Origin of the sequence: Streptomyces sp. NPDC006739, from assembly GCF_042869815.1 — a bacterium.
Lineage (GTDB): Bacteria > Actinomycetota > Actinomycetes > Streptomycetales > Streptomycetaceae > Streptomyces.
Map to the genome: position 1 here is coordinate 1 of NZ_JBIAGM010000031.1, position 25,885 is coordinate 25,885.

The 25,885-nt window shown below is 69.0% G+C and carries 27 protein-coding genes, 1 other RNA gene and 1 pseudogene; 16 read left to right on the forward strand and 13 right to left on the reverse strand.

The window, feature by feature from the left end:
* Positions 1 to 219: RNase P RNA component class A (gene rnpB / locus ACFYMM_RS37525), an RNA gene on the forward strand; the annotation flags it as partial.
* 12 nt (positions 220 to 231) lie between these two features.
* On the opposite strand, the gene ACFYMM_RS37530 is transcribed toward rnpB, so the two are convergent.
* The 8 genes and pseudogenes from ACFYMM_RS37530 to ACFYMM_RS37565 all read right to left on the reverse strand — a co-directional run bounded on the left by ACFYMM_RS37530 (position 232) and on the right by ACFYMM_RS37565 (position 6,063).
* Positions 232 to 513 (reverse strand): hypothetical protein, encoded by a 282-nt coding sequence (locus tag ACFYMM_RS37530; RefSeq protein WP_388395666.1) that lies wholly within the window; start codon positions 511 to 513, stop codon positions 232 to 234.
* Positions 423 to 800 (reverse strand): annotated as a pseudogene (locus ACFYMM_RS37535) (hypothetical protein); the annotation flags it as partial. The gene ACFYMM_RS37530 and the pseudogene ACFYMM_RS37535, both read right to left, overlap by 91 nt.
* Before the next feature lie 183 nt (positions 801 to 983).
* The gene (locus ACFYMM_RS37540; RefSeq protein WP_388395489.1) at positions 984 to 1,835 is read right to left on the reverse strand and encodes an aldo/keto reductase; all 852 of its coding nucleotides are present in this window, start codon (positions 1,833 to 1,835) and stop codon (positions 984 to 986) included.
* Positions 1,836 to 2,259: 424 nt separating this feature from the next.
* Positions 2,260 to 2,646 carry a winged helix-turn-helix transcriptional regulator gene (locus ACFYMM_RS37545; protein ID WP_388395492.1) on the reverse strand — a complete coding sequence of 129 codons (387 nt, stop codon included), beginning with the start codon at positions 2,644 to 2,646 and terminating at the stop codon, positions 2,260 to 2,262.
* Positions 2,643 to 3,587 (reverse strand): alpha/beta hydrolase, encoded by a 945-nt coding sequence (locus ACFYMM_RS37550; RefSeq protein WP_388395494.1) that lies wholly within the window; start codon positions 3,585 to 3,587, stop codon positions 2,643 to 2,645. Before ACFYMM_RS37550 ends, ACFYMM_RS37545 begins: the two co-directional genes overlap by 4 nt.
* Before the next feature lie 52 nt (positions 3,588 to 3,639).
* On the reverse strand, positions 3,640 to 4,317 hold the full coding sequence (locus ACFYMM_RS37555; RefSeq protein ID WP_388395497.1) for an SDR family NAD(P)-dependent oxidoreductase: 678 nt from the start codon (positions 4,315 to 4,317) through the stop codon (positions 3,640 to 3,642).
* 177 nt (positions 4,318 to 4,494) lie between these two features.
* Positions 4,495 to 4,863, reverse strand: a complete 369-nt coding sequence (locus ACFYMM_RS37560) for a DUF805 domain-containing protein (RefSeq protein ID WP_388395668.1) — start codon at positions 4,861 to 4,863, stop codon at positions 4,495 to 4,497.
* 501 nt (positions 4,864 to 5,364) lie between these two features.
* On the reverse strand, positions 5,365 to 6,063 hold the full coding sequence (locus tag ACFYMM_RS37565) for a TetR/AcrR family transcriptional regulator (protein WP_388395499.1): 699 nt from the start codon (positions 6,061 to 6,063) through the stop codon (positions 5,365 to 5,367).
* 97 nt (positions 6,064 to 6,160) lie between these two features.
* On the opposite strand from ACFYMM_RS37565, the gene ACFYMM_RS37570 reads away from it, so the two are divergent.
* The 4 genes from ACFYMM_RS37570 (at position 6,161) to ACFYMM_RS37585 (ending at position 8,969) form a co-directional block, all read left to right on the forward strand.
* Positions 6,161 to 7,099: an NADP-dependent oxidoreductase gene (locus tag ACFYMM_RS37570; protein WP_388395501.1), complete on the forward strand. Its 939-nt coding sequence runs from the start codon at positions 6,161 to 6,163 to the stop codon at positions 7,097 to 7,099.
* Between the two features lie 29 nt (positions 7,100 to 7,128).
* A complete protein-coding gene (locus tag ACFYMM_RS37575; RefSeq protein WP_388395503.1) occupies positions 7,129 to 7,809 on the forward strand; it encodes an SDR family NAD(P)-dependent oxidoreductase in 681 nt (226 codons plus the stop codon).
* 129 nt (positions 7,810 to 7,938) lie between these two features.
* Positions 7,939 to 8,310 carry a DoxX family protein gene (locus ACFYMM_RS37580; RefSeq protein WP_388395506.1) on the forward strand — a complete coding sequence of 124 codons (372 nt, stop codon included), beginning with the start codon at positions 7,939 to 7,941 and terminating at the stop codon, positions 8,308 to 8,310.
* A 20-nt stretch (positions 8,311 to 8,330) separates the two neighbouring features.
* A complete protein-coding gene (locus tag ACFYMM_RS37585) occupies positions 8,331 to 8,969 on the forward strand; it encodes an NAD(P)-dependent oxidoreductase (RefSeq protein ID WP_388395508.1) in 639 nt (212 codons plus the stop codon).
* 90 nt (positions 8,970 to 9,059) lie between these two features.
* On the opposite strand, the gene ACFYMM_RS37590 is transcribed toward ACFYMM_RS37585, so the two are convergent.
* The 3 genes from ACFYMM_RS37590 to ACFYMM_RS37600 form a co-directional block, all read right to left on the reverse strand.
* Positions 9,060 to 9,485, reverse strand: coding sequence for a nitroreductase family deazaflavin-dependent oxidoreductase (locus ACFYMM_RS37590; RefSeq protein ID WP_388395511.1), 426 nt, complete (start codon positions 9,483 to 9,485; stop codon positions 9,060 to 9,062).
* Positions 9,486 to 9,695: 210 nt separating this feature from the next.
* Positions 9,696 to 10,154, reverse strand: coding sequence for a pyridoxamine 5'-phosphate oxidase family protein (locus tag ACFYMM_RS37595; protein ID WP_388395513.1), 459 nt, complete (start codon positions 10,152 to 10,154; stop codon positions 9,696 to 9,698).
* 481 nt (positions 10,155 to 10,635) lie between these two features.
* Complete coding sequence (locus ACFYMM_RS37600; RefSeq protein ID WP_388395516.1) at positions 10,636 to 11,658, reverse strand: zinc-dependent alcohol dehydrogenase family protein; 1,023 nt, start codon at positions 11,656 to 11,658, stop codon at positions 10,636 to 10,638.
* Positions 11,659 to 11,944: 286 nt separating this feature from the next.
* Between ACFYMM_RS37600 and ACFYMM_RS37605 the strand changes: the two genes are divergently transcribed.
* Positions 11,945 to 12,847 carry a helix-turn-helix transcriptional regulator gene (locus ACFYMM_RS37605; RefSeq protein ID WP_388395519.1) on the forward strand — a complete coding sequence of 301 codons (903 nt, stop codon included), beginning with the start codon at positions 11,945 to 11,947 and terminating at the stop codon, positions 12,845 to 12,847.
* 119 nt (positions 12,848 to 12,966) lie between these two features.
* Here ACFYMM_RS37605 and ACFYMM_RS37610 read toward each other — a convergent pair whose 3' ends face one another.
* Positions 12,967 to 13,242 carry an HPr family phosphocarrier protein gene (locus ACFYMM_RS37610; RefSeq protein ID WP_388395522.1) on the reverse strand — a complete coding sequence of 92 codons (276 nt, stop codon included), beginning with the start codon at positions 13,240 to 13,242 and terminating at the stop codon, positions 12,967 to 12,969.
* Positions 13,243 to 13,612: 370 nt separating this feature from the next.
* On the opposite strand from ACFYMM_RS37610, the gene ACFYMM_RS37615 reads away from it, so the two are divergent.
* The 6 genes from ACFYMM_RS37615 to ACFYMM_RS37640 are packed head-to-tail and all read left to right on the forward strand — an operon-like array spanning position 13,613 to position 19,439.
* Complete coding sequence (locus ACFYMM_RS37615) at positions 13,613 to 15,541, forward strand: glucose PTS transporter subunit IIA (protein ID WP_388395525.1); 1,929 nt, start codon at positions 13,613 to 13,615, stop codon at positions 15,539 to 15,541.
* A 29-nt stretch (positions 15,542 to 15,570) separates the two neighbouring features.
* On the forward strand, positions 15,571 to 16,980 hold the full coding sequence (locus tag ACFYMM_RS37620) for a glycoside hydrolase family 1 protein (RefSeq protein ID WP_388395528.1): 1,410 nt from the start codon (positions 15,571 to 15,573) through the stop codon (positions 16,978 to 16,980).
* Positions 16,981 to 17,028: 48 nt separating this feature from the next.
* Positions 17,029 to 17,877 carry a PRD domain-containing protein gene (locus ACFYMM_RS37625; RefSeq protein ID WP_388395531.1) on the forward strand — a complete coding sequence of 283 codons (849 nt, stop codon included), beginning with the start codon at positions 17,029 to 17,031 and terminating at the stop codon, positions 17,875 to 17,877.
* The gene (locus tag ACFYMM_RS37630; RefSeq protein WP_388395533.1) at positions 17,874 to 18,152 is read left to right on the forward strand and encodes a PTS transporter subunit EIIB; all 279 of its coding nucleotides are present in this window, start codon (positions 17,874 to 17,876) and stop codon (positions 18,150 to 18,152) included. The genes ACFYMM_RS37625 and ACFYMM_RS37630 overlap by 4 nt, the downstream gene beginning before the upstream one ends.
* Positions 18,149 to 18,352: a hypothetical protein gene (locus ACFYMM_RS37635; protein ID WP_388395535.1), complete on the forward strand. Its 204-nt coding sequence runs from the start codon at positions 18,149 to 18,151 to the stop codon at positions 18,350 to 18,352. Before ACFYMM_RS37630 ends, ACFYMM_RS37635 begins: the two co-directional genes overlap by 4 nt.
* A 43-nt stretch (positions 18,353 to 18,395) precedes the next feature.
* A complete protein-coding gene (locus ACFYMM_RS37640; RefSeq protein ID WP_388395538.1) occupies positions 18,396 to 19,439 on the forward strand; it encodes a Gfo/Idh/MocA family oxidoreductase in 1,044 nt (347 codons plus the stop codon).
* Positions 19,440 to 19,493: 54 nt separating this feature from the next.
* On the opposite strand, the gene ACFYMM_RS37645 is transcribed toward ACFYMM_RS37640, so the two are convergent.
* The gene (locus ACFYMM_RS37645; RefSeq protein ID WP_388395541.1) at positions 19,494 to 20,426 is read right to left on the reverse strand and encodes a helix-turn-helix transcriptional regulator; all 933 of its coding nucleotides are present in this window, start codon (positions 20,424 to 20,426) and stop codon (positions 19,494 to 19,496) included.
* A 140-nt stretch (positions 20,427 to 20,566) separates the two neighbouring features.
* Here ACFYMM_RS37645 and ACFYMM_RS37650 point away from each other — a divergent pair, with 140 nt between their 5' ends.
* Genes ACFYMM_RS37650 through ACFYMM_RS37665 form a run of 4 tightly spaced genes read left to right on the forward strand, consistent with a single transcriptional unit; the run spans position 20,567 to position 25,757 of the window.
* Positions 20,567 to 21,865 (forward strand): MFS transporter, encoded by a 1,299-nt coding sequence (locus ACFYMM_RS37650; RefSeq protein WP_388395545.1) that lies wholly within the window; start codon positions 20,567 to 20,569, stop codon positions 21,863 to 21,865.
* A 58-nt stretch (positions 21,866 to 21,923) separates the two neighbouring features.
* The gene (locus tag ACFYMM_RS37655; RefSeq protein WP_388395549.1) at positions 21,924 to 22,571 is read left to right on the forward strand and encodes a 2Fe-2S iron-sulfur cluster-binding protein; all 648 of its coding nucleotides are present in this window, start codon (positions 21,924 to 21,926) and stop codon (positions 22,569 to 22,571) included.
* A 13-nt stretch (positions 22,572 to 22,584) separates the two neighbouring features.
* Entirely contained in the window at positions 22,585 to 23,565 is a 981-nt protein-coding gene (locus ACFYMM_RS37660; protein ID WP_388395552.1) for an FAD binding domain-containing protein, read from the forward strand.
* Positions 23,562 to 25,757: a xanthine dehydrogenase family protein molybdopterin-binding subunit gene (locus tag ACFYMM_RS37665; RefSeq protein ID WP_388395554.1), complete on the forward strand. Its 2,196-nt coding sequence runs from the start codon at positions 23,562 to 23,564 to the stop codon at positions 25,755 to 25,757. Before ACFYMM_RS37660 ends, ACFYMM_RS37665 begins: the two co-directional genes overlap by 4 nt.
* Positions 25,758 to 25,885: the final 128 nt, after the last annotated feature.

The following is a 25,885-nucleotide window of genomic DNA, read 5'->3' on the forward strand; positions in this document are numbered from 1 at the left end:
CCCAGGGCGACCTGGGCAGCTAGGTAAACCCCACCCGGAGCAAGGTCAAAAGGAGCGCCGTAGAACGTGCTCTGCGCGGACGTTCGAGGGCTGCCTGCCCGAGTCCGCGGGTAGACCGCACGAGGCCAACGGCAACGTTGGTCCTAGATGGATGGCCGTCTCCCCGGCTGCCGCGAGGCGACCGGGTGACAAAATCCGGCGTACAGCCCGACTCGTCTGCCGCTCTGCATTTCACGCCGCCTTGTTCACCGGGCGCAGCACGTAGTTGTTGGTCATCGTGTAGTAGGGCGCGTCGAGGCCGCGGCGCTTGAAGCCGTCCGGGGCGTCGTGCAGTTGGGTGTCGAAGACGGTGGACTCGGGCGTGGAGCGGGGCTCGGAGGTGTTGCCGACGCTCGGGTCGCTGGAGAAGTGGGACTGGGTGGTCAGCGTGTGGAAGCCGGGCGCGCTGACGATGGCGTGGATGTGCAGCGGGCGGACGTCGACCCGGTGCAGCTTGTCGAAAAACCCTGCCAGCGGGCCCCCTTTCGTACGCCGATGGTCTCGATGCCGGGCATGACCGTCCGGTACTCGAAATACCCCGTGTCGTCCGTGAGGATCTTTCCGCGCAGGTTGTACGGGGGAATGCTCTCATCGAGGTCCAGCAAGATCGGCCCGAGCATCTCGGGGGTGAGTCCCGAGTAGTCGCCGGCGCTGTTGGTCATCCAGATGTCAAGCTCGGCCCTCGCCACCAGTTCGCCGCTGGTGGAGCGCACCTGTCCCGATACGAAGAGCACATCGGCCGAAGTCCCGTGGGCATGAAGGTGGACAGTGGTACGGGCGCCACCGGTGCGGCCGCTTCCCCGAGGTGTCGGCCCTTCCGGATGGCCGAAGGGCCACGCCGGTCACGCCAGGATCAGCACATAGCGACAGGAGGGCCCTCCTGGGCATCACCAACGATCCTGACAGCTGGGGAACTTGATCAAGCCCTGCCTGTGCGGCACGTGTCATGTGCGCATAGCGAGAACGTCCTCTTGCCAGGCGGACTCCAGTTCCTCATCCCAGACCTCGGTCAGTGCGGCCGCCGAGTCCATCGCGGACTCGGCTCTGGAGGCGCCTGAGACCACCGACATCACGGGTGACGACTCGAGGAGTGCGCGCAGGAGTAGACGTGCCAGTGAGATTCCTCGATCGGCTGCGAGGGCGCCCATCCGGGAGAACCCTTCCGAATAGGGTTGACCGTCATCACGCCGTAGGGGGGAATAGGCGAAGAAAGGGATGTTCAGCTTCTCGCACAGGCGCAGGACATCAGAGGACTCGGCGTGGGCGACGCTGTGGTGATTCTGTACGGCGTCGATCGGAGTGATGGAATGGGCTTCCTCCAGTTGTGCCGCAGTGACGTTCGAAAGCCCGATACGCTGAATTTTCCCTTCCCTGCGCATTTCTTCGAGTGTCGAGACGCTTCCCCCTATCGGATAGGGAGCGTCGGCGCGATGGAGGTAATACAGGCCGATACGTTCGACACCCAGAGCGTCAAGGCTCGCAGCGACATCCTGCCTAAGACGTGCTGCGCTGTTGTCGACGTCCCACGTATCTTGCCCAGTGCGGAAGTGCCCACCCTTGGTGGCGATGAGCACATCACTCCGACCCTTCAGGGCGTGAGCGAATAGCCTTTCGTTGTGCTGAGGGTCGTCCACCGGCGCATACGCGCGGGCCGAGTCGAAGATGCGGATCCCGGCGTCAGCAGCGGCTCGAATCGTGGCGATGTCGCCGGACCTCTTCCGGTCCGCGCCGAGAGAAAAGGTCGCCCCGCCCAGAGCGACCTGCCCGACGAGCTCCAACGGTCTTTCGGCCGACATACCGCTCCCTATTTAATGAGCACGCGCTGAGCCGCTGCTCGAGTGTGGTCGGCGCAACGGCGACACCGGGCCAGGCACGCCACACAGGACTCACCTCTGATCCAAGCCGGTCGCTGCGCACTTGCACCATACGGAAGTGTTGCAGCACCACGCGAGGTCCGTCGCTCTGCTCGGCTCGGCACCAGAGAGGTAGGCGTCGCCCCGGCCCGCACTGGCCGTCGTGCCCCTGGTCGTATTCTCGCTGATCGCCGCCACGTCGAGGGTGCAGGCCGCCCGTATCCGGGAACAACTCGGCGATGCGGCCTCGGCCGGACTCTTCGAGCATGGTGACCTCGGTGGGAGGGCACGGGCGAGATCGAGTGCGGCCTGCGTACAGCACGGGATCGGCTGGGCGGCTCCTTGCCGCCGCCTCGGACGTACGGCCTCAGCAGTCGGCTGGCTGCTTCGGCTCCGGCAGGTGGGCCTTCGCCCATCGCGCGAGCTCCTTGAGCGCAGGCTCCAGCGCCGTGCCCGCTTCCGTCAAGTGGTAGGACACCCGCAGGGGCGGCCCTTCGTTCACCTCGCGCATGACGAGTTCCGCGGCGGCAAGCTCGGTGAGGCGGTTGGAGAGCATGCGCTCGCTGATTCCGGGGATCGCCCGGCGCAGGTCCGCGAAGTGCGCCGGCCCCGCGGTGAGTACAGACAGGACCGGGCCGGTCCAGCGCTTTCCGATGAGTTGGAAGACGCGTGTGATGCCCTCGTCGACCTGTATGCGGGTTCCTGCGTCGTGTCGGGCCGCACCGTGCGGGGCCGGGTAGGTCAGCCGCTTCATGCGCCAAGGCCGCGGCGCAGTGCGGAGAGCATCTCGGCGAGGACGCGCTTGCCCACAGCCGACTCCGGGATGAGCCCTCCGTGCAAGACGCCGGGGTAGAGGACGAGTTCGGTGGGGACATCGGCCTGTGCGAGACGCTTGGCGTAGTCGATGTCCTCGTCGCGGAACGGGTCGTACTGACAGGCGGTGATGAAGGCAGGGGGCAGTCCGGTCAGGTCATCGGCCCGTGCGGGTGCGGCGTAGGCGGATACATCGGCGGTGCCCCGGCGTCCGTCGCCGAGGTAGCAGTCCCAGCTGACCTGGGTGGCCCGGCTGTTCCACAGCGGGACGTCGTCGTAGGCACGCATCGACGGCGTCTGTAGGCGGTCGTCGAGTTCGGGGACGCCCAGGTACTGGAAGCACAATGCGGGGCCGCTGCGGTCGCGAGCGAGCAGGGCCACTGCGGCGGCGAGGCCACCTCCGGCGCTCTCCCCGGCAATGCCGAGGCGGTCAGGGTCGATGCCCAGTTCGCTCGCTGATTTCGCGGTCCACGCCAGTGCCGCGTAGCAGTCCTCCAACCCGGCAGGGAAGGGGTCCTCCGGGGCGAGCCGGTACTCGACAGAGACCACGACCGCTCCGACCTCCGCAGCGATGCGGGTGGCCGTGGCGTCGAACTGCTCGACGCTGCCCATGATGAATCCGCCGCCGTGGATAAAGAGGAGTCCGGGCAGCAGGCCGTCTGGCTCGGCGGGTGCGTAGGCGCGGATCGTGACGTCCGGCGATCCGTGGGACCCGGGTACGGTGACGTCGCGTTTGATGACGGCGATGTCCGGCTCGTACGACGGCAGGCCACCTCGCACCGCTTCCTCGCACCGGGTGCGCAGCTCTTGGAAGTCGGTGACCGGTCCGCTCGGGAGCATCGAAAGCCATGGTGCGATCTCGGGGTCGTATGCGTAAGTCATGGCGCCTCCTCGGCGGGCGATGAGGGGACAGTGCTGATCAGCCGGTGTGGCGTCACGCCCTGAAGATTCGCTCGGCCAGGTCGCGCTGGGAGGTGTGCAGATCCCAGTAGACGGGAGAGATCTGGTCACCCGTGACCCGCGGCTGCCCGTAGAAGGTGGGGGTGCCGATCGTCGCGTCGATGCCGATATGAGCGGCCTGGATGCCGGTGCCGTCCAGTTCCTTGTGCAGGTTGACGGCCCAGTTGCGCAGGGCCGCCGCGGCGGCGTCAATGTTGGCGGTCGGCGGCTGGGGGTTGAGAGAGCGGGCGCCTGTGGTGAACAGGAGGGTGCCGGTGCCGGCCTCGCGCATCGCGGGCAGGACCGCCTTGGTGGCGGTGATAGCACCATAGAGCTGCAACTCGATCTGCTGCTGCACGTGCGAGGGTTCGGTCTCGGCCGGGGTGGTCATCACGGCGGTGTCGGGCGCGTCGGCCGGGGAGTACTCCAGGACGTCGATGCGGCCGAACCGGGTGGCGGTGTCCTTGAGGGCTTGAGTCAGTGCGTCGCGGTCGAGGACGTCCGCGGGGAACGCCGCGGCGGTGATGCCCTCAGCAGTGAGCGTGCCGACGAGACCGTCGAGCTTCTCGCGGTTGCGGGAGATCAGGGCGACCTCGAAGCCGTGGGAGCCGAAGACGCGGGCGACGGCCAAGCCCAGCTGGGGGCCGGCTCCGACGATGGCGATGCTGGTCATGACAGGTCCTTCCAGTCAAACGTCAAGGGGGGCTGAGCTGTGGCGCTACCGCTCGTCGGCGAGGGCCGGGTGCGTGTCGATGTCCGGTCCGGCCCCATCGGAGGCGGACGTCGGCAAGGCCCGCCACCTGTGCCGATCCGATGGGCGGCGGCCAATACCGTCACGTGGGTGACCGGCTCAGCCGACGGGCTGCGCGACGGCCTTGGGAGAGGGGCCGTACTGGTTGGCGCCCGGGGTGCTGTCCACTGTCATGCCCACGAGGTAGATGATTGGGCCGACGACCGGGATCAGGGCGATGAGCATCCTCCAGCCGGACTTGCCGGTGTCGTGCAACCGGCGGACCGAGACGGTCAGCATGGGCACGATGAACGGGAGCAGGAGGATGTTCAGCAGCGGGACCTCGATGGCGAGGCTGATCCCGGTGATCACAACGGTGGCGATCACGTACAGCACCGAGTACCACCAGTACTCCGCGCGCCGGGCGCGACCTGAGAACGAGGCGTACTTGGCAGTGAGGCACGTGCGTACCGCGTCGGTGAACGACATGCTGGTCACAGCGGATCCTTTCGGCAGAAACGTCATGGGGACACGGATGGAGCGGACCGGGCGAGGGTGCGGCCGTGTCGACGGTGCCGGCGCCACAGCCGTGGCGGCGCGGCCGTGCAACCAAACCGAAGTTGGATAGGGTTATCCAGTTCATTATTCGGATAGGGCGCTCCGGTTCGCTGCGGCTAGCGTAGCACTGAAACTGGATAGGGTAATCCGATTGCTGGTGTATGGATCGCCGACCCTCTTCGACGCTTCCCGCGCCCAGGGGTGATGTCCGGCCCCGTCCACCCGGTGCCGGGCTTCGTTCCAGGCGGGCGGCTCGGGCAGCTTGGTGCGGCGGGCGAGGGTGGCCGGCCGGCTTCATCGGGGCCCGCTGGCGGGTCGGCGGGCACGCCTGGGCGGGTGACCGGGTGCCTGCACCTCGGCTTCGTGCCGCTTTGTGCGGCAACAGCAAGTCGTGCCTCGTTGCGCCTTTCCGGTCTGTGGCTGCGAGCGCCTTCAGGAGGAGGTGCGGGGGCCGGTTCGCGTGAGGCGGACCATGGCGCGGTACAGCGCGGGGGGTGCGGGAGCTTCGGGCAATGGCGGGATGTCGGTGCCCGGGGTGGCATACGAGCGGAGCAGGTGGCCGACGAGGCGGCGCCAGGTGTCGGGGGCGGCGTCGCCGGTGGCGGCGATGACGCCTGCGTTGGCCATGAGGAGGATGACGAGGTCCTGGTCGGTGAAGTCCTCGCGGAGCTTGCCGGTGGCCTTGGCGCGGGTGATGAGTTGGACGGATGCCTCGTATGCCTCGGCGCGGCGGGCCTCCAGCGCCTTGGCGGCCGGGAAGGTCATGGTCAGGACGTCGGCGAAGCCGCGGTCGGCGGCCTGCATGGCGCAGATGGCGTGGATGTAGCCGGTGAAGCCGTGCCAGGGGTCTGGGTCGGCGAGTGCCTCGGCGACGGCGGAGGTGTAGGCGTCCATGCGGTCGGCGAAGACCGCGTTGATGAGTGCCTCGCGGCTGGCGAACCGGCGGGAGAGGGTGGCTTTGCCGACGCCTGCCTCCCGTGCCACCGAGGCCATGGAGGCGCCGAGTCCTTCGGTGGCGTAGAGGCGGCGGGCGGCCGCCAGGATGCGGTCACGGTTGCGTTCGGCGTCGGCGCGCAGTCCCGGTTCGGGCTGCTGGTCTGGGGATTCAGCGGGGGCTGCGGAGGAGGTCATGTCTCCATCCTATCGAAGTGGAACGCCCGTCCCAGTTGTATTGCTATGCTGCAGCCGTAAGCGGGAACCCCGTTCCAGTTATGTGAAGGTGATCATCATGCGTGCTGTAACCCTGAGTTCCGTCCCCGGCACCCCTGCTGTAACCGAGGTTGATGCCCCCCGCCCCGATGACGGGGAACTGCTGGTGAAGGTGGCCGCCTCCTCCGTCAACGGCTTCGACGCCTCCACGGCGGCCGGCTACCTGCAGGGGATGATGGAGCACCGCTACCCCCTCGTGCTCGGCAAGGACTTCGCGGGCACCGTCGAGGCTGTTGGTGAGGGCGTTGACGGCTTCGCCGTCGGTGACGCCGTCTTCGGCGTCGTGATGAAGCCGTTCCTGGGCACCGGGTCGCTGGCCCAGTACGTCACCGTCTCCGCCGCGATCGGTGTCGCCCCGATCCCCGCGGGCCTGAAGGCGGAGGACGCGGGCGCGTTGGGGCTGGCCGGGACGGCCGCCCTGGACAGCCTGAACGCGCTGTCCCCGGCCGAGGGTGAGACAGTGCTGATCTCGGGCGCCACCGGTGGGGTGGGCGCGCTGGCCGTGCAGATGGCCGCCGCCCGCGGCGCCAAGGTGATCGCGACCGCACGCCCTGGCCAGGAGACCGACTTCGTCACCGGTCTGACCAGCGAGCAGATTCACGTCGTGGACTTCACGGGCGACCTGGAGGTACACGTCCGCGCGATCGCCCCGGACGGCGTGGACGCGGTGCTGCACCTGGCGGGCGACGGTGCCCAGCTCGCCGGTCTGTTGCGGCTGGGCGGCGAGATCGCCTCCACCGTCGGCCTGACCCAGGACGGCGTCAAGGGCCAGGAGGTCACCGTCCACACCGTGTGGGCCGACCCCAACGCCCAGACCCTGACCACCCTGGCCGAGCAGGCCGCGTCCGGCGCGCTGCGGGTACCGGTCACCGCCTCCTACCCGCTGGAGCAGGCCCCGCAGGCGTTCGCCGCCTTCGGCGCCGGAGCGCTCGGCAAGCTCGTCATCACCTGCGCCTGAAACCCGTCCGATTCACGAAGAGGCGGATCATGCCCACTCTCGCCATCGTCGGTGCCGGCCCCGGCATGGGCCTGGCCATCGCCCGCACCTTCGGCAGCCGAGGCTTCGACATTGTTTTGATCGCCCGCACCAAGGAGAAACTGGAGACGCTGATCGAGCAGCTTGGCCAGGAAGGCATCAAGGCCGCCGCGTTCCCCGCCGACGTCATGAACCGCGCCTCGCTCACCGCCGCCCTGGACGCGGCCACGGCCCACTTCGGCGGCATCGATGTACTGGAGTACTCCCCGGCCCCACACTCCCCGGTGCCCGGCCTCACCATGGCCGCCGCCTCGGAGGTCACGGTGGACAATCTGAAGCCGCAGATCGAGTACACCCTCTACGGCGCTGTCGCCGCAGCCCAGGCGGTACTGCCCGCCATGCGCAAGGCCGGCGCCGGGACGTTGCTGTTCACCACAGGCGGCGGCTCCGTGCACCCCGTGCCGGCGTTCGGCAACGTCAACGCCGCCGCAGCGGCACTGCGCAACTGGGTGATCAACCTGCACAACGAGCTGGCCGGCACCGGCGTGCACGCCGCGCACGTGGCGATCAACGTCTGGATCGGCGACGGCGGGCCGGCGGGTTTCCCGACGGCCACACCCGAGCAGATCGCGCCCCTGTACTGGGACCTGCACGAACGCAACCACTGCTCCGAGGTCGTGTTCAACGGCTGAGCAGTGGCCGGTCCAGGGGGAGGGGCAGCGCCTGCACTCTCCTGCCCGTCCCCCTTGCCCTCCCGCCATCGTCCCCCTGGCCCTCCCGCCATCGCTCCCCTTTCCTCCCCATCCTGAAGGACCCTTACCGTGAACGTCTTCCTGTGGATCGTGCAGGCCGTGCTCGCTGCAATGTTCGCCATAGCCGGTGTCATGAAGTCCACCCAACCCAAGGACAAGCTGGTCGGCCAGTTGCCCTGGGTGGTCGACTTCTCCCAGGGCACCGTCCGCTTCATCGGCATCGTGGAGTTCGCCGCGGCCCTCGGGCTGATCCTGCCGGCGGCCACCGGCATCGCCCCCGTGCTGACCCCACTGGCCGCGACCGGCCTGGTGGTGGTGATGGTGCTAGCCGCGATCACCCACGCACGCCGCAAGGAACCCGGCGCGATCGCCTTCAACAGCGTGCTGCTGATCCTGGCCGCGCTGGTGGCCTGGGGACGCTTCGGCCCTTACAGCTTCTGAGCCCCGCGAGGAATCCCCTGATGCGCATCACTGTCTTCGGCGCGACCGGCGGCATCGGCCGCGTCGTCGTCCAGCAGCTCCTGGGCGACGGCCACGAGGTCACCGCCCTCGTTCGCTCCCCCGCCAAGCTCGCCTTCACACACCACCAACTCACGTCTTTCACAGGACAGTTGTCCGACCGCGACGCCGTCGAGCAGGTCGTCACGGGCGCGGACGCGGTGATCAGCGCGCTCGGCCCGTCCTTGAAGCGGTCCGCGACCGGCACCCCTGTGACGGACGGAACCCGCATCATCGTCCAGGCCATGGAGACGCAGAAGGTGGCCCGCTTCATCGGCCTGGCCACGCCCTCGCTGGCCGACCCGAGGGACACACCGCACTGGAAGCACAGGGCGCTGCCCGTGATGGCCGCACTGATGTTCCCCAACGCGCTCGCGGAGCTGAAGGGCATGACCGAGGCCGTCACCTCCTCCGGCCTCGACTACACCATCGCGCGCATCACCAACCCCACCGACAAGCCCGCCACCGGCCGCATCCGCTCCGGCTTCCTCGGCCACGCCCAGGTCGGCTCCGCCATGAGCCGTGCCGACATCGCCGCGTTCCTCGTCTCGCAGCTCACCGACCCCCGCTACCGCAGGGCCATGCCTGCCATCAGCAACTGACCAGCCCTGCGGCCCAGTGGCCCCCACCCGGTGTAAGTGGAGCGACCCTGCCCGAGGACCCCCTCGCATCCACTTGCCCCGCGAGGCCCCTCACTCGTCGGCTCGGGGTTGGAGGACCACCACCGGGATCTCGCGTTCGGCCCATGACTGGTACAGCTCGAAGTCGGCGTACACCTCCAACAGCAGGGGCCAGAGGCGAGAGCGTTCCTGCGGGTCCGCGGTGCGGGCGCGAACAGGCCTCCGCTCGGCGCGGATCTGTATGTGAGTGTCCGGGTGGGAGCGCAGGTTGAGATACCACTGAGGGTTTTTGGGGAGCCCTCCCTGGGAGGCCACGACCACCGTGTCCGGTCCGTCGGCCATGTAGAGCAGTGGTGTGGTGTAGAGCCTGCCGGACTTTCGGCCGCGATGTTCGAGGAGCAGGACGGGCGCGGGCTTGCGGAAGCCGGCGGCTATACGCCACGTCCCGCCGAGCCGGCCACGGGTACGGCGGTAGACCCACACCTGGACCTTGGCCATGTACTTGAAGAGTCTCGGCAGTAGGGGGGAGTCCAGTTGCTTGGGACGTGGACGCTGATGTGACACGGATCGCCTCCGATCGGGCAACTGGCCGGTCTGCTGCCGCGGTTGGCCGAGCGCGGTGCCTCACCTGGAGGCCACGGGTGGTGACGAGACGCATGGCAAGCGGCTGAGCCGGTCATCCGCTGGGTGCGCCTTGGGCCTTGGCTGTCACAGCTTGCGGAAGTCCCAGGAGACGGTCTTCGACGGTGTCAGGCGGATCCACGCATGCCGACCGTCGTGCGGCATTGTCTCCAGGCCGAAGTTCTTGCGGGCGAACAGCGTTTCCAGCGCGTCGAGTTCGGTGCACGGTTCTCCGGTGCGGGGGATCTCGCCCACGAACTCCGCGGTGCCTGACAGTTCGACCCCACGCAGCTCCCCGTACTCCTCGCCGGAGTCGACGACGACAGCGACGCGGGGGTCGTGACGGACGTCGGCCCATCGCTTGCTGCGCACGATGGAGTACAGCCACAGCGAGGTGCCGTCCCAGGCGAACCAGAGGGCACTGACATGCGGGGAGCCGTCGCTCGAGACGGTGGCGATGCGGCACGTGCGCTGGGAGGCGAGGAACTCGTCCACTTCATCCGGCGTCATCATGATCTTTCGGCTCCTGCGCTGAGTCGCAGCCATGCGGGGCCTCTTTTCTCTTGCGTCAGGGTGCCGGGGAGGAGGCATATCTGATGCAGCGTCAGAAGCATCGGTCATTTTCCATAAGCCTGCAATGGCTGAGGGGCCCTTGCGGCACCCCGAAGCCGATCACCGCGGCCGGGGCCCATCGTCGCCCGGTAGTGGATGGAATCTCCGGCGGATGTCGGTGCACCGTAGACGATCAGGGCGAGCTTGATCTCGAAACAGTCGCGCACACTGCGCCCGCGTCGCTCCTACAGGGCCTCGGGAGTGAGCAGTTCGAGCGTACTTGTGGGGGAACAGCGGCCGAAGGGCGTGGTGCCCTTCCATGCCAATCCGGAACAGGGTGATGGGGCCGGGCAGTTCGGCGACCACATCCTCCCTCGGACCAGGGATGTACGAGAACCCGCTCCAGCGAGCGAACGTGTCGGCCCGCCCCGTGACAGCGGCACGGGGCGGGCGGGGGTGGGTACGGGCAGGCGGGTCAGAGGGTGAGGAGCACCTTGGTGGCGCGTCGCTCGTCCATTGCCTTGTAGCCCTCGGCGGCCTGCTCCAGTGGCAGGGTGAGGTCGAACACCTTGCCCGGGTCGATCTTGCGGTCCCAGATGAGTTGGATCAGCTCGGGCAGGAACCGGCGCACCGGGGCGGGGCCGCCCAGGGTGTGGATGCCGGCGAAGAACAGCTCGATGCCGGGGATGGACACGTCGTAGTTCACGCCCACGTAGCCCAGGTGGCCGCCACCGCGGGTCGCGCCGACGGCCTGCATGAACGCCTCCTGCGTACCGACCGCCTCGACGACCGAGTGCGCGCCCAGCCCGCCGGTGAGTTCCTTGATCTTCGCGACGCCCTCGGCGCCTCGCTCCTCGACGATGTCGGTCGCGCCGTAGTGGCGGGCCAGCTTCTGCCGCTCGGGGTGGCGCGACATGGCGATGATCCGCTCGGCGCCCAGCTGCTTGGCGGCCAGGACGGCCATCAGGCCGACGGCGCCGTCGCCGACCACGGCGACGGTCTTGCCAGGGCCGACTTCGGCGGCGACGGCCGCGAACCAGCCGGTGCCCAGCACGTCGGAGGCGGCAAGGAGGTCGGGGATCAGTTCCGGATCGGGCTGTCCCGGGGTGGCGACCAGGGTGCCGTCGGCGTACGGGATGCGGGCCTTCTCGGCCTGGGTGCCAATCCCCGCGTGGACGAACTCGGCGTGCACGCACTTGGACTGGAAGCCGGCCTGGCAGATCTCGCAGGTGTTGTCGGAGATGACGAACGAACCGACGACGAAGTCCCCGGGCTTGACGGTCCTCACCTCGGAGCCGACCTCCTCGACCACGCCCACGTATTCATGTCCCATGAGCGTGTGGTCGGCGGGCTCGACGCCGCGGTACGGCCACAGGTCCGATCCGCAGATGCAGGTCGCTGACAGCTTCACGATCGCGTCGGTCGGCTCGATGATCTTCGGGTCGTCACGGTCCTCGACCCGGACATCGCCCGTCTTGTGCATGATTACGCCGCGCATACCTGAATCTCCTTGCTTTCCTTGCTTTCCTTGCTTCACTTGCTTCGCGTGCACCGACGCCCGCGGCACCGGATCGGCTCCTGCGCGGTGTCGTCCCTGACGTCACCCGCCTGCGCGTCCCGGGCGAAACAGGCCGGGCGGGCCACCTGCCGCTCCACCGGTGAGGGCGAAGCGGAAAGCACCACGTCATCCAGGGAAGCCTCATTCCGCGCGCGCAGCGAGTTACTGATGAGGGGTGTACTGGCAGTACACCCCAACCTGGCGGACTCGGTCGTACCGTCGTGTCGTGGACAACCGTGATGAAGTCCGCGAGTTCCTGACCTCGCGGCGAGCCAAGATCACCCCGGAGCAGGCGGGGCTGCCGGCCGGCACCCGGCGCCGCGTGCCCGGGCTGCGCAGGAGCGAGGTCGCGGCGCTGGCCGACGTCAGCGTCGAGTACTACGCCAAGCTGGAGCGCGGCAACCTCGCCGGCGTCTCACCCGCCGTGCTCGAAGCCGTCGCCCGCGCCCTCCAGCTGGATGACGCCGAACGGGTCCACCTGCTCCATCTGGCCCAGGCCCAGGAAGGCTCCGACACCCTCGCGCGTCCCCGACGGCGCTCCGGCAGGCAGCGGATGTTGCACAAGAGCCTTCAGTGGACCCTGGACGCCGTGACCGCCGGGCCGGCGTTCGTCGTCAACGGCCGCCTGGACGTGCTGGCCACCAACCAGCTGGCCCGCGCCTTCTTCGTCGACCTGTACACCGATCAGGTCCAGACGCCGAACCTGGCCCGCTACCAGTTCCTCGACCCCGCGGCCCGCCGCTTCTATCCGGACTGGGACCGCGCCGCCGGCATGACCGTGGACCTGCTGCGCACCGAGGCCGGCAGCAATCCGCGCGACAAGGACCTGCACGACCTCATCGGTGAGCTGTCCACCCGCAGTGACGCCTTCCGCGCCCGCTGGGGAGCTCACAACGTGACCCATCACGGCACCGGCTCCAAACGCTTCCACCACCCCGTCGTCGGCGACCTCACCCTCTCGTGGGAGTCGCTGGTCATGGCCGCCGAACCTGGCCTCAGCCTGATCATCTACACCGCCGAGCCCGGCTCGCCGTCCCAAGACGCCCTGCAGCTGCTCACTTCCTGGGCCGCCACTGAGCCGGCTGACACCACACCTTCCCTTCAGCCTCCAAACGCTCCGCCGAATTGATCGCCGAAAAGGGAAAACCGGGTAATTCCCGAAACCTGCGCCGGGAGCGACCGGAAACCTCGCCGATCCCGGCGCGAGTCACCGCCTCTCCTGCCCTCGAATTCCTTCCGGCCAACAGGCTATTGAGCCGATATGGCGTCCAGATCGCTTTCCAACAGATCGCTCAGTTCGCGCAGCGCCCGGTCGGCCTCGGGCCCCTCAGTGCGCAGCAGTACCTCGTCTCCCTGGCCGGCTCCCAGGCGCATCACGCCCAGGATGCTGGCCGCGTCCACGGTCACGTCCCCCTTGGTGAGGGTCGCGCTCGCGCCGCTCTTCGCCGCTGCCTGGACGAACAGAGAGGCTGGGCGGGCGTGCAGGCCCGAGGGGGATCCGATCGTGACACGGCGTTCAGGCATGTGTGGTCCTTCCATGAGTCCGTTGGGCGGGACGCGGACACGCCAACAAAAAAGACCCGGAGCCGCCGCCCTTCCGGGTGGGGTTCCGGGTCTTGCCTGATCGTGTCAGTGACAATCCCGCAGCCGGAGCATAGCCCAGTAACCTGCGTGGCCGAAAGTATGGACAACGCCCGGATGCGGGGCTACAGTCCCCGGCCAAGGACCGAGTGTCCTGCGGATTTCGGGATTGTTACTCGGTGGTTCAAGCCGCCGAGGCAAAACCCGGGTTCTGGCCATGCAGCCTTTTTGGGTGCGGGCCGGAATCCGGGTTTTTTTGTGCCCGCGCAGGGCGCCGGTACCGCCATTCCGGCAGCTCGACGAGGAGTCGGCCATGCAATACCAACAAGTAGCGAATGACGTCCTGCGGGGCGTCGGCGGCGAGTCCAACGTGAGATCTGTCGAGAGCTGCGCGACCAGGCTGCGCTTCCACCTGGTCGACCGCTCGAAGGCGGACAAGGCCGCGGTGGAGACCATTCCCGGAGTGATCGCCGTGGTGGAGAGCGGCGGCCAGTTCCAGGTGGTCATCGGCAACCGCGTCAAGGACGTGTACGCCGAACTCCAGCACGTCGCCCGGACCGTCGCCGACGGCGGGCACCCCGGGCCCGCGGGCTTCGGCGCCCGCATGGCCGAACTGATCACCAGCATCTTCACGCCGCTGATCTGGGTGCTCGCGGGTGCGGGTCTGCTGAAGGCGCTGCTCGCGGTCGGCGTCAAGATCTCTCCGTCGTTCGGCGGTTCGACCACGTACGCGATCCTCTTCGCGGCCGGAGACGCGGTCTTCCAGTTCATGCCGATCCTGCTGGCCGTCACGGCGGCCCGGCGCTTCAAGGCCGACCAGATGACGTCCCTCGCCATTGCAGGGGCGCTCATCTACACCAGCACCATCGGGGTCATGCCCGGGCCCAGGGGCACCACGGAAACTCTCAAGGCCTTCTACGACGGCGGCGGCCACGTCACCTTCCTCGGCGTGCCCGTCGTCATGATCACCTATCTGTTCGCGGTGATCCCCACCACCGTCGCCATCTACGCGCAGTCGCGCCTGGAACCGCTGCTGAAGCGCGTCATACCGGATGTGCTGCGCAACCTCGGCGTGCCACTGCTCACGCTGGCGATCGTCGTGCCCGTGACTCTCCTTGCCATCGGCCCCGCCACCAACTACGCGGGCACCTGGCTGTCGGACGGCATCAACTGGCTGTGGGACCTCTCGCCAATCGCCGGAGGCGTCATCGTGGGCGCCCTCTACCAGGTCACCATCATCTTCGGCCTGCACTACAGCTTCGCCCCCATCATCCTCCAGCAGCTCTCCACCAGCGGGGCGTCCCTGTTCTTCGGAGCGTTCTTCCCGCCGGTCCTCGCCCAGGGCGGTGCGACTCTCGCAGTGTTCCTGCGCACCCGTGACCGGCAGATCAAGGCAGTGGCCGGCACTGCCTCCATCTCGGCACTGGTGGCCGGTGTCACCGAACCCGCGGTCTACGGCGTGACCCTGCGCTACAAGAGGCCGTTCGTGATGGCGTGCATCGCGGGAGGCATCGGCGGTGGCATCATCGGCGCCAGCCACTCCGGCCCCACGGCCCTTGTCCTCCCCAGCGGCCTCACCCTCGGATCATCCGTGGGCGTGGGCAACTACGGCCTGTTCCTCCTCGGCTCGGCGGTGGCGGCTGTTCTCGGGTTCGTCCTCACCCTCGCCACATTCAAGGAGAGGAACCTGTCCTCCCCGGCCGCGGCACCGGTGACGCCGAGCACGGCCGAAGAGCCCGAGCCGACCGCGAGCGGAGCCTCGGCCTCTGTCGCCGTGGCCGTGGCCGTACGTACGAAGCCCCTGGAAGTTCTCGCACCGGTGTCCGGCACAGTCGTCGCTCTCGCGGACGTGCCCGACAAGGTCTTCGCCTCCGGAGCGATCGGCGAGGGGGCGGGCGTGGTCCCGGCGACGGGCGAGGTCAGGGCGCCGGTCGGGGCGACGGTGATCACCGCGATGCCGCACGCCTACGGGCTGCGAACGGACGACGGCGTAGAGGTCCTCGTCCACGTGGGCATCGACACCGTCAAGCTCGAAGGCCGCCACTTCCGCCCCGCCGTCACCGAGGGCACCCGGGTCCGTCCCGGCGACCTGCTCGTCGACTTCGACCCGCAGGCCGTGCGGGATGCCGGATACGACCCGGTCACCGTCGTCCTGGTGACCGCGAAGGCCGGCTACGCCGAGGTCGGGACGAAGAGCGGCGACCTGCTGACGGGCGATGCCTTCCTGACCCTCCAGCCCTGACCACCGCCATCGAGCACGGAGTGAACGACATGACAGACCTTCCCCGACTGCGCCCCGGCTTCCTGTGGGGCGCCTCCACCTCGGCCTACCAGGTGGAGGGCGGCTGGGACGCCGACGGCAAGGGCCCGTCGGTGCAGGACGCCCGCACCGGCCTGCCCGAGGGGACCACCGACTTCCGCGTGGCCAGCGACCACTTCCACCGCTACCGGGAGGACGTAGCCCTCCTCGCCGAACTCGGCCTGAAGGCCTACCGGTTCTCGATCGCCTGGACGCGTGTCGTCCCGGACGGCGACGGCCCGCAGAACCCGGATGGCATTGCCTTCTACCACCGGCTCATCGACGAACTGCTCGCCCACGGCATCGAACCGATCGTCACCATGTACCACTTCGACCTGCCCCAGGCGCTCCAGGAGAAGGGCGGCTGGTCCTCGCGCGCCACGGTGGACGCGTTCGCGCGCTACGCCGGCATCCTCTTCCAGGAGTACGGCGGCAAGGTCCGCCACTGGCTGACCATCAACGAGCAGAACATGATGATCCTGCACGGCTCGGCCATGGGCGTGGCCGGGGAGGACACGATCGAAGCCAAGCGCGACCTGTACCAGCAGAACCACCACATGCTGCTGGCGCAGGCACGGGCGATGGCCCTGTGCCACGAGACGCTGCCCCAGGCCAAGATCGGCCCGGCGCCGAACATCGTCTCCATCTACCCGGCGTCCAGTGCCCCCGAGGACGTCCTGGCCGCCGACGACTTCTCCGCCATCCGCAACTGGCTCTACCTGGACGTCGCCGTACACGGCCGCTACAACCCCACCGCCTGGGCCTACCTCACCAAGCAGGGAATCCAGCCGGCCTTCGCCGAAGGCGACCAGACAGTCCTGGCCTCGGCGCGGCCCGATTTCATCGCTCTCAACTACTACGCCACGCACACGGTCGCGGCGCCCTCGGGCGGCAGCGAGGACGTGAACGACATGGGGGACGAACGCTTCACCGTCGGTGAGGCGGGGGTGTACCGAGGTGTACGCAACCCCCACCTCAAGGCCACCGAATTCGGGGCGGAGGTCGATCCCGCGGGGTTCCGCATCACCTTGCGCGAGGTCTACGGCCGCTACCGGCTGCCGCTGCTGATCACGGAGAACGGGCTCGGTGCGTACGACGTCCTCGAGGACGACGATACGGTGCACGACGGTTACCGCATCGACTACCTGGCCGAACACATCCGGCACATGCAGCTCGCGGCAGGCGACGGGGTCGACGTCCTGGGCTACTGCCCCTGGTCCGCCATCGACCTGATCTCCACGCACCAGGGCGCGTCCAAGCGCTACGGCTTCGTCTACGTCGACCGGGACGAGTTCGATCTGAAAGAGCTGGCCAGGGTACGGAAGGACAGCTTCTTCTGGTACCGGGACGTCATCGCTCGCAACGGAGTGAGGGTGCCCTAACGGCATCACTGCCAGCTGGCTCGCCGAAGGGCGACCGAGGAGCCGCGCGTGAGAGTAGTCAAGGTCTTCAACAACAACGTCGTTCTGGCCGCGAGGGACGACAGCGACGACGTGGTCGTGCTCATGGGGCGCGGTCTGGGCTTCGGCGTCCGGGCGGGCCAGGACATCGACGCCGGGCGCGCTGAGCGCACGTTCGCACCGACGGCGGCCCAGCCGCCGGAGCGTATCGCCCGCTTCCTGGAGGAGATCCCGCCGCAGCACCTGGCGGTGGCCGGGGACGTCGTCCGCCTGGGACGGTCGGAGCTGGGCGACCACATCGGGGACCACGTGGTCATCCCGCTCGCCGACCACCTGTCGTTCGCCCTGCGCCGCGCGCAGGCCGGGCTGGAGATCGCTTACCCGCTGCGCGGCGAGGTGCTCCACTTCTACCCCCGCGAGGTCGCCGTGAGCCGGCGCGCCATCGAACTGGTCGCCGACCGGCTCGGTATCCGTCTGCCGGACATCGAGGCCATCCCGCTCGCCCTGCACTTCGTCAACGCCCAGTTCGAGGCGCCGGACTTGGGGAAGGTGGTGAAGCTGACCGAGACGTTCACTGTTGTGCTCGCCGAGACCAGCGCGTTCCTCGGCGTAACGGTGGACGGCGACTCGCTTGACGCCTCCCGGTTCATCACCCACCTGCGCTATCTCGCGAGACGCCAGGAGAGTGGCGCGAAGGCCTCCGACACGTTCGACTCTCTGCACGACAGCCTGCGCGCGAGCCACGCGCGTGAGGTCGCCTGCGCTGAGCACGTCGGGCGGATTATCGAGGAACGATTCGGGTGGACACTCGGCCGCGACGAGGTGCTCTACCTCGCGCTCCACATCAGCCGACTCACCGCGAGGAGCCGAGCGACGTGACCGTGCCCAGCCCCGACTTCGCTCATCAGGTGATCCGCCTCGTCGGCGGTGCCCGCAACATCGACACGTTCACTCACTGCCTGGTCCGGCTGAGGTTCGTCCTGCACGACGACTCCCTGGCGGACGACGCGGCACTTCAAGAACTGCCCGAGGTGGTGGTCGTCGTCCGCCAGGGCGGGCAGCTCCAGCTTGCCCTGACCTTCCCCGTCCCTGTCGCCCACGCGGAGGTCGCACGACACCTCGTGGCCGACGCTGCGGAAAAGAACGACCCATGAGTCCCACCCCCATCGTCACGCTCACCGGGCTGGGGGTGAGCCGGGGACGGCGGTCGGGCCCTGGGGCGCACCTGAGACTCCCGCCACGGCTTCCGGCGCACGAGCAGCCGGCGCAGGCCATCGGGGCGAAGAGCCAACGGGTCGTCGAAGTCCTGGGGGCGGTGGCCCGGACACTGCAGGACCCCGGTGAACTCCTCTGAACAACCGCGGCCACCTCATCCTCCAGGAGGGGACCCAAGGAACATGGACACCGTGACGCACCGCACGCCCCTGCGCGTGGGACTAATCGGCTTCGGCATGGCCGGCGCGGTTTTCCACGCGCCGCTCATCGCCCGTACGCCCGGGCTGGAACTGGCCACGGTCGTCACCGGTCACGCCGCCCGCGCGGCCGCCGCCCGTGAGCAGTACCCGGACATCGCCGTCCGCCCCGACCTGAAGGACGCCCTCGCGCCCCAGGACCTGGACCTCGTCGTCGTCGCCTCGCCCAACCACGTCCACGTCGAGCAGGCGACCCTGGCCCTTCAGGCCGGTGCGCACATTGTGATCGACAAGCCCGTCGCCCCGACCGCCGCAGAGGTACGGCGGCTGGAACGCCTCGCCGAGCAGCGGGAGTTGGTGGCGGCGGCCTTCCACAACCGGCGCTGGGACTCCGACTTCCTCACCCTGCGAGCCCTGCTCGACTCCGGCCGCCTCGGTCGCGTCCAGCGGTTCGAGTCCCGCTTCGAGCGGTGGAACCCGGTCCCGTCCAGGAATTGGCGTGAGTCGGGCGATCCGGCGAAGGCACCGGGGCTCCTGTACGACCTGGGCACCCACCTGATCGATCAGGCGCTACAGCTGTTCGGCCCGGTGGCGTCGGTATACGCCGAGTCAGACATACGGCGCCCCGGTGTACGAGCGCCCGACGACGTCTTCGTCGCCCTGCGACACCTCGGAGGCGAGGTGTCCCACCTGTGGATGAGTAAGACGGCGGCGGACACAGGGCCCCGTATGCGCGTGCTGGGTTCCCAGGCCGCCTTCGTGGTGCTCGGCGTCGACCAGCAGGTCACCGACCCGAAGGCACCGAGGCTCGGTACGGCTCAACGGGCGGTGCTCACCCACGGCGCCGAGGAGGAGCCCGTCACCCTGCTCCCCGGCGGCTACCCGGACTTCTATCGAGGAGTCGAGAGCGCGATCCGCGGCGAGGGCGCACCACCAGTGACCCTGAGCGAAGCCGCGGCCGTTTTGGACGTCATCGAGAGAGCGATCCACAGCAGCCGGACGGGAGCCGTCGTCGGCCTGTCCCTGTGAGCCGGCGCTGTGATGCAGTCGCGGCAGGCCGGTGGTGGTGTGCGACAGGGTCTGTCAACGAGTGTGCCGGGCGGCCTCTGTGCCCGGGGGCGGGGTGGCGGTCCAGCTGGCGAGGAGTTTGAGCCGGTCTTCGGAGGTGGTGCCGGGCTCGGCGGTGTAGAAGGTCAGGTCGTGGACGGTCCGGTGGGGCATGGGCAGGTCCAGGGACCGGTAGGCCAGCTCCAGGCGGCCGACCTCGGGGTGGTCCAGACGCTTGGTGCCGTCGTGGCGGATGCGGACGTCGTGTGCCGCCCACATGGTGCGGAACTCGGCGCTGAGCGTGGACAGATCACCGACGAGTTCGCGCAGATCCCGGTCGTAGGGGTCACGCCCGGCCTCGGCCCGCAATAGGGCAGCGGTGGTCACGGCGGCGGCGTCCCAGTCGACGTAGAAGTCGAGGGCACCGTCGTCCAGGAAGATGTAGCGGGCGAGGTTGGGGCGGCCGTGCTTGTCGGCGGTGGGGCTGTCGAACATCGGCGCGTGCACGGCCCGCGCCAGGGCGTTGCTCGCGATCACGTCCATGCGGCCGTTGCGCACGAACGCTGACGACATCGTCGTGGAGTCGAGCACCCACTGGACGGACGGCGGAACCTGCACGTCTTTGCGACGGCGCGGTGGGCGGGGCATCGGCCGGGAGGCCCGGGCCAGGTCGAACAGATAGGTGCGCTCGTCCTCGTCCAGCCGCAACGCCTGGGCGACCGCGTGGATGACGTCCTCGGAGACGCCGCTGATGTGGCCCTTCTCCAGACGCGTGTACCACTCGGTGCTCACTCCGGCGAGGACGGCGACCTCCTCGCGCCGCAGCCCCGGAACCCGGCGCCTACCGCTGGTGGGCAGCCCGACCTGCTCCGGGGTCAGCTTGGCGCGCCGGCTGGCGAGGAAGTCCCGGATGTCGGTTCGGTTGTCTGCGGGCTCGGCGGAGCGGTGGGCGGGGCGGGGGTGGTCCATGACCTCCACCGTAGCGACGGCTCCTCCTTTAGGGAGGTTGAAATTATACCCCCCATAAGCGCGACCTTCCTCCCGCGCGGCGGAGCCGGTTTGGTGAATGTCGTCCACCCGATCACACCACCCTTTGGGGAGATGGAGACATGAGCCCGCGAGGCGGGGTGCTCAGCGCCCCCGGCGACGTACGCAACGAAGACCGCGAGCGTCCGCCCGCCCGGCTTCCGACGGTCATCTACGTGCTGGCCCTGGGCACGTTCCTGATGGGCACGACCGAGTTCGTGGTGGCGGGCCTGCTGCCGGAGATCGCCGGGAACCTGCGGGTGAGTGTGGGCCAGGCGGGCCTGCTGATCACCGTCTTCGCAGTCGGCATGGTCGTCGGCGCGCCGCTGATGGCGATGCTGACGCTGCGGCTGCCGAGGCGGTGGACGCTCGTCCTGGCTCTGTCTGTATTCGCGGTCGGGCATGTGATCGTCGCGCTGACCTCCAGCTTCCCGCTGCTGCTGGCGGCGCGGTTTCTGACGGCGATGGCGACCGGAGCGTTCTGGGCGGTGGCCAACGTCGTGGCCGCGCGTGCCGCCGGCCCGGCCGCGAGTTCCCGCGCACTCGGCGTGGTGGGCTCCGGCGCCATGCTCGCCAACGTCGTCGGCGTGCCGGCCGGCGCATTCGCCGGACAGCTGATGGGCTGGCGCGGACCGTTCTGGGCGCTCGCCGCTCTCGCGGCCGCCGCCACGGTGCTGATCGCGCGCCATGTCCCACACGACGGCCCGGACCAGCAGACGGTGTCGATCCGCTCCGAGATCTCCGCCCTGCGCTCCGGCCGCCTGTGGCTGGCGCTGACGGCCTGCGCGACCACCACCGGCGGCGTGCTGTCGACGTACTCCTACATCTCACCTCTGCTGACCGACCGGGCCCATATCGCGGCCGGCCTGGTACCGCTGGTGCTGGTCGGCTTCGGGGCCGGCGCCCTGGTGGGCTTCCTCATGGGAGGCCGCCTCGGCGACCACCGTCCCTACACGACGATCATCGTGGCGGCGGCGGTGACCACCACCCTGCTGCTGGCGATCTGTCTGCTGTCCGGCTTCACGGTCCCCACCGTCGCGCTGGTCGCCCTGCTCGGGTTGTTCGGACTCGGAGCCAACCCGGTGCTGATCTCCCTGGCCGTCCGCTTCGCGGGCCGGGCGCCCACCCTGGGCTCCGCCCTGACCGTCTCGGCTTTCAACCTGGGCACCGCCGTCGGCTCCTGGATCGCCGGCCTGACCCTCGACTCCTCACTGGGGGCCACCGGCCCCGCGGCGGTCGGCACCGGAATCGCCGCGTTGACCCTGATTCCCACGGTCGCGATCACGCTCACCCAGCGTCGTCGCCCGGCGGCCTCCGCCATACGGGGCTCCGGGGACGCCGACGCCGACATCACGAAACCCCTGAAACCCCTCCAGCGATGACACCCCCCTGCCGTGCGGCTGCGCGCGGCTCATCCGTCAAAGATGCGAAGGCAGAGGTATGACAACCGATCTCCCTGAGTCTGTCCCGCCCCCCACCGGAGCAGACGAGTCCTCCTCGGAGCCCAGCCGGCGCACATTCATCGGCACGAGTACCGCCGTCGGTGGTGCCGTCCTGGCGAGCGGTTTGATCGGAGGAACGCTCCTCACCGACCCGGAGGAAGCGGCCGCCGCGAGCACAACGCCTTCCACCCGGGTCTCGTTGACGGTCAACGGCACCCGCCGGACCGTAACGGTCGACAACCGCACCTCGCTGCTGGACCTGTTGCGCGAGCATCTCAGGCTGACGGGGGCGAAGAAGGGCTGTAATGCCGGTGCCTGTGGTGCGTGCACCGTGCTGGTCGACGGGCGCCGCGTCAATGCCTGTCTGACGCTGGCCGTCCGACTGGAGGGCGCCGAGGTCACGACCATCGAAGGGCTGGCCGACGGTGACCGGCTCCACCCGCTGCAACAGGCGTTCATCGACCAGGACGCATTCCAGTGCGGCTACTGCACGCCGGGCCAGATCGTCTCCGGGGTCGGCTGCATCCAGGAGGGCCACACCGGTTCGCCGGAGGAGATCCGCGAGTGGATGAGCGGCAACATCTGCCGCTGCGGCTGCTACGTCAAGATCGTGCGCGCGGTCGAACAGACCGCGCGTCGGAAGTGAGGAGCGGCCCACCATGCATCCCTTCACCTACACCCGGGTGGCCGACACCCGTGAAGCCCTCAATGCCGCTCGGCGCGGCGGGCGTTATATCGCCGGGGGCACCACGCTGGTCGATCTGATGCGTGAGACCGTCGAGCGTCCCGAGACGCTGGTCGACATCTCCCGCCTGCCGTTGCGCGAGGTCACTGTCACCGAGCGCGGAGGCTTGCGTATCGGCGCGCTGGTGACCATGTCCGAGGCCGCCGCCCATCCCAAGGTGCGCACCCTGTACCCGGTCGTCTCCGAGGCGCTGGAACTGAGCGCGTCCGCGCAGTTGCGGAACATGGCGACCATCGGGGGAAACATCATGCAGCGCACTCGCTGCACGTACTTCCGGGATGTGACCGCTGCCTGCAACAAGCGTGAGCCCGGCTCGGGTTGCGCGGCGCTGCACGGCTTCAACCGAACCCACGCGATCCTCGGCACCTCCGACTCCTGCGTGGCCACCCACCCCTCCGACGTCGCCGTGGCGTTTACGGCGCTGGAGGCGACCGTGCACCTGCTCGGCCCGGACGAGGAGCGCCGAGTCCCCTTTGCCGACTTCCTCCTGCGGCCCGGAAAGACCCCGAACCGTGAACAAGCCATCAGACAGGGTGAATTGATCACGGCAGTAGAGATCCCCGCACTTCCACGCCCGCTCAAGTCCGGCTACCTGAAGGTGCGTGACCGGCAGTCCTACGAGTTCGCCCTCACGTCGGCGGCGGTCGCGTTGCACGTCCGTGGCGGGGTGATCCGGGAGGCCAAGGTGGCCGCCGGGGGAGTGGGAACTGTGCCCTGGAGGCTGCCCGCTGTGGAGGAGCACCTCATCGGGGAACGCCCTGCGGAGTCGCTGTGGGCATCCGCCGCCGAACGGGCCGCCGACGGCGCCCGCCCGCTTCAGCACAACGGCTTCAAGGCCGAGTTGCTCAAGCGGACCGTCGAACGCCAGCTGCGCGTCGTAGGAGGTACGAAATGAGTCCCCAGCCGCAGGCTGCCGTGGGTGCGCCGCTGTCCCGGGTGGACGGCCGGCTCAAGGTCACGGGGAAGGCACAGTACGCGGCGGAGCACGACATCGACGGGGCGGTGCACGCGGTCATCGTCGACGCGAGCATCGGGCGTGGCCGTATCACCTCCATCGACACTCGTGCCGCTCTGGAACACCCGGGCGTGCTGCGGGTGATCAGCCACCGCAACGCCCCGAAGCTGCCGTACCGCGACAACTCCGGCTCCAACAACCCGCCTGGACGCAGGCTGCGGGTCTTCCAGGACGACCGGGTGCTCTTCCACGGCCAGCCGGTCGCCGTCGTGATCGCCACCACCCTGGAGGCCGCCCAGCACGGCGCGAGCCTCGTCAAGGTCCGCTACGACGTCGAACAGCCTTCGACCGACCTGCACAAGGCCGAGCCGGACAAGCCGACCACGTACGCGCGCGGCGACGCCGAGGCCGCCCTGCGCTCCGCGGCCGTACGGCTGGACCTGACCTACGAGTTGGCGCGCAACCACCACAACCCGATGGAACCGCACGCCACCATCGCCCGCTGGGACGGCGACAAGCTGACCGTGTGGGACAAGACCCAGTGGGTCGTGGGCACCCGGGACGAACTCTCCACGGTGTTCGACCTGCCCAAGGACTCGGTGCGCGTCATCAACCCGTTCGTCGGCGGGGCCTTCGGCAGCGGGCTGCGCTGCTGGCCGCACACGATCGCTGCCGCCCTGGCCGCGCGGGTCACGGCCCGTCCGGTCAAACTGGTGCTCAGCCGCCGGCAGATGTACTTCGGCACCGGCTACCGGCCCTCCTACGCATACCGGTTGCGGCTGGGCAGCGACCGGCGGGGACGCCTGACGGCCATGGCCCACGAGATGGACTCCGAGACCTCGTCGTACGAGACGTTCACCGAGACGATCATGCCGGCCGGACAGATGCTCTACAGCATGCCCAACGTCAGCCAGGCATACCGGCCGGTGCCGCTGGACGTGAACACCCCGATCTGGATGCGCGGTCCCGGCTTCGCCTCCGCATCGTTCGTGATCGAGTCCGCCATGGACGAACTCGCGCACAAGCTCGGCGTCGACCCGATCGAACTGCGCCGACGCAACGAACCGAACGAGGACGAGTCGACCGGGCTGCCGTTCTCCACCCGCCGACTGCGTGACTGCTACACCGTGGGCGCCCAGGAATTCGGCTGGCACCGCCGCAACCTGAAACCGCGGGCGCGGCGGGAGGGCGACTGGCTGATCGGCATGGGTGTCGCGGTCGGCGTGTACGAGACGCAGCGCAACCAAGCCCAGGCCCGGGTCCGTCTGGATGCCGACGGCACAGCGCTGGTGGAGACCGCGGCCAGCGACATGGGGCCGGGCACCTACACCTCCCAGACGCAGGTCGCCGCTGACGCCCTCGGGCTGACCATGCACACGGTCACCCTCCGGCTGGGGGACTCGCTGTTCCCTCCGACTCCACCCCACGGCGGCTCCCAGACCATGGCCAGCGTCGGCTCCGCCGTGCTCGACGGATGCAATCAGGTCCGGAGGCAGGCGATCAAGCTGGCCGTGGAGGACCGCGAATCGCCGCTGTACGGCGTACCGGCTGCCGACGTCGTCGTACGGGGCGGACGGCTGCATGTGAAGAACAACCCGGCGCGCGGCGAGACCTACCAAGGCCTGCTGAACCGCAACGACCGCCCTCACCTGGAAGCCCTGGGCTCGTTCGCGGGAGCGCCCAGTCCGGCGCGGCACTCCTTCTACGCCTACAACGCCACCTTCGCCGAGGTCGCCGTCGACGCGACGCTCGGGCTGGTGCGGGTGCGGCGGATGCTCGGCGTGTACGACGCGGGCCGCATCATCAGCCCCAAGCTTGCCGAGAGCCAGGCGATCGGCGGCATCGTGGGAGGGATCGGCACGGCCCTGCTGGAGCATACAGTCACCGATCACTGGGACGGCCGGATCGTGAACGCCAACCTGGCCGACTACCTGGTCCCGGTCAACGCCGACGTTCCCGACGTGAAGGCGATTTACCTGGACGGCGAGGACCGTAAGGCCGACCCGCTCGGAGTGAAGGGACTCGGCGAGGTCGTCCACGTCGGCGTCGCGCCCGCCATCGCCAACGCGGTGTTCAACGCCACCGGCCGTCGGGTCCGTCAACTGCCCATCACTGCTGAGGAGTTGCTCTGACCTGAGCAGGCCCCTCGACCGGTCCGGGAGCCCGCCCCCGTCGGGCTCCCGGACTTCCCGGGACCGCCACCGTTCACCTGCCCCCCGTCAGGCGCGGCGGCGGTCCCACCTCGCACCCCACGGCGAAC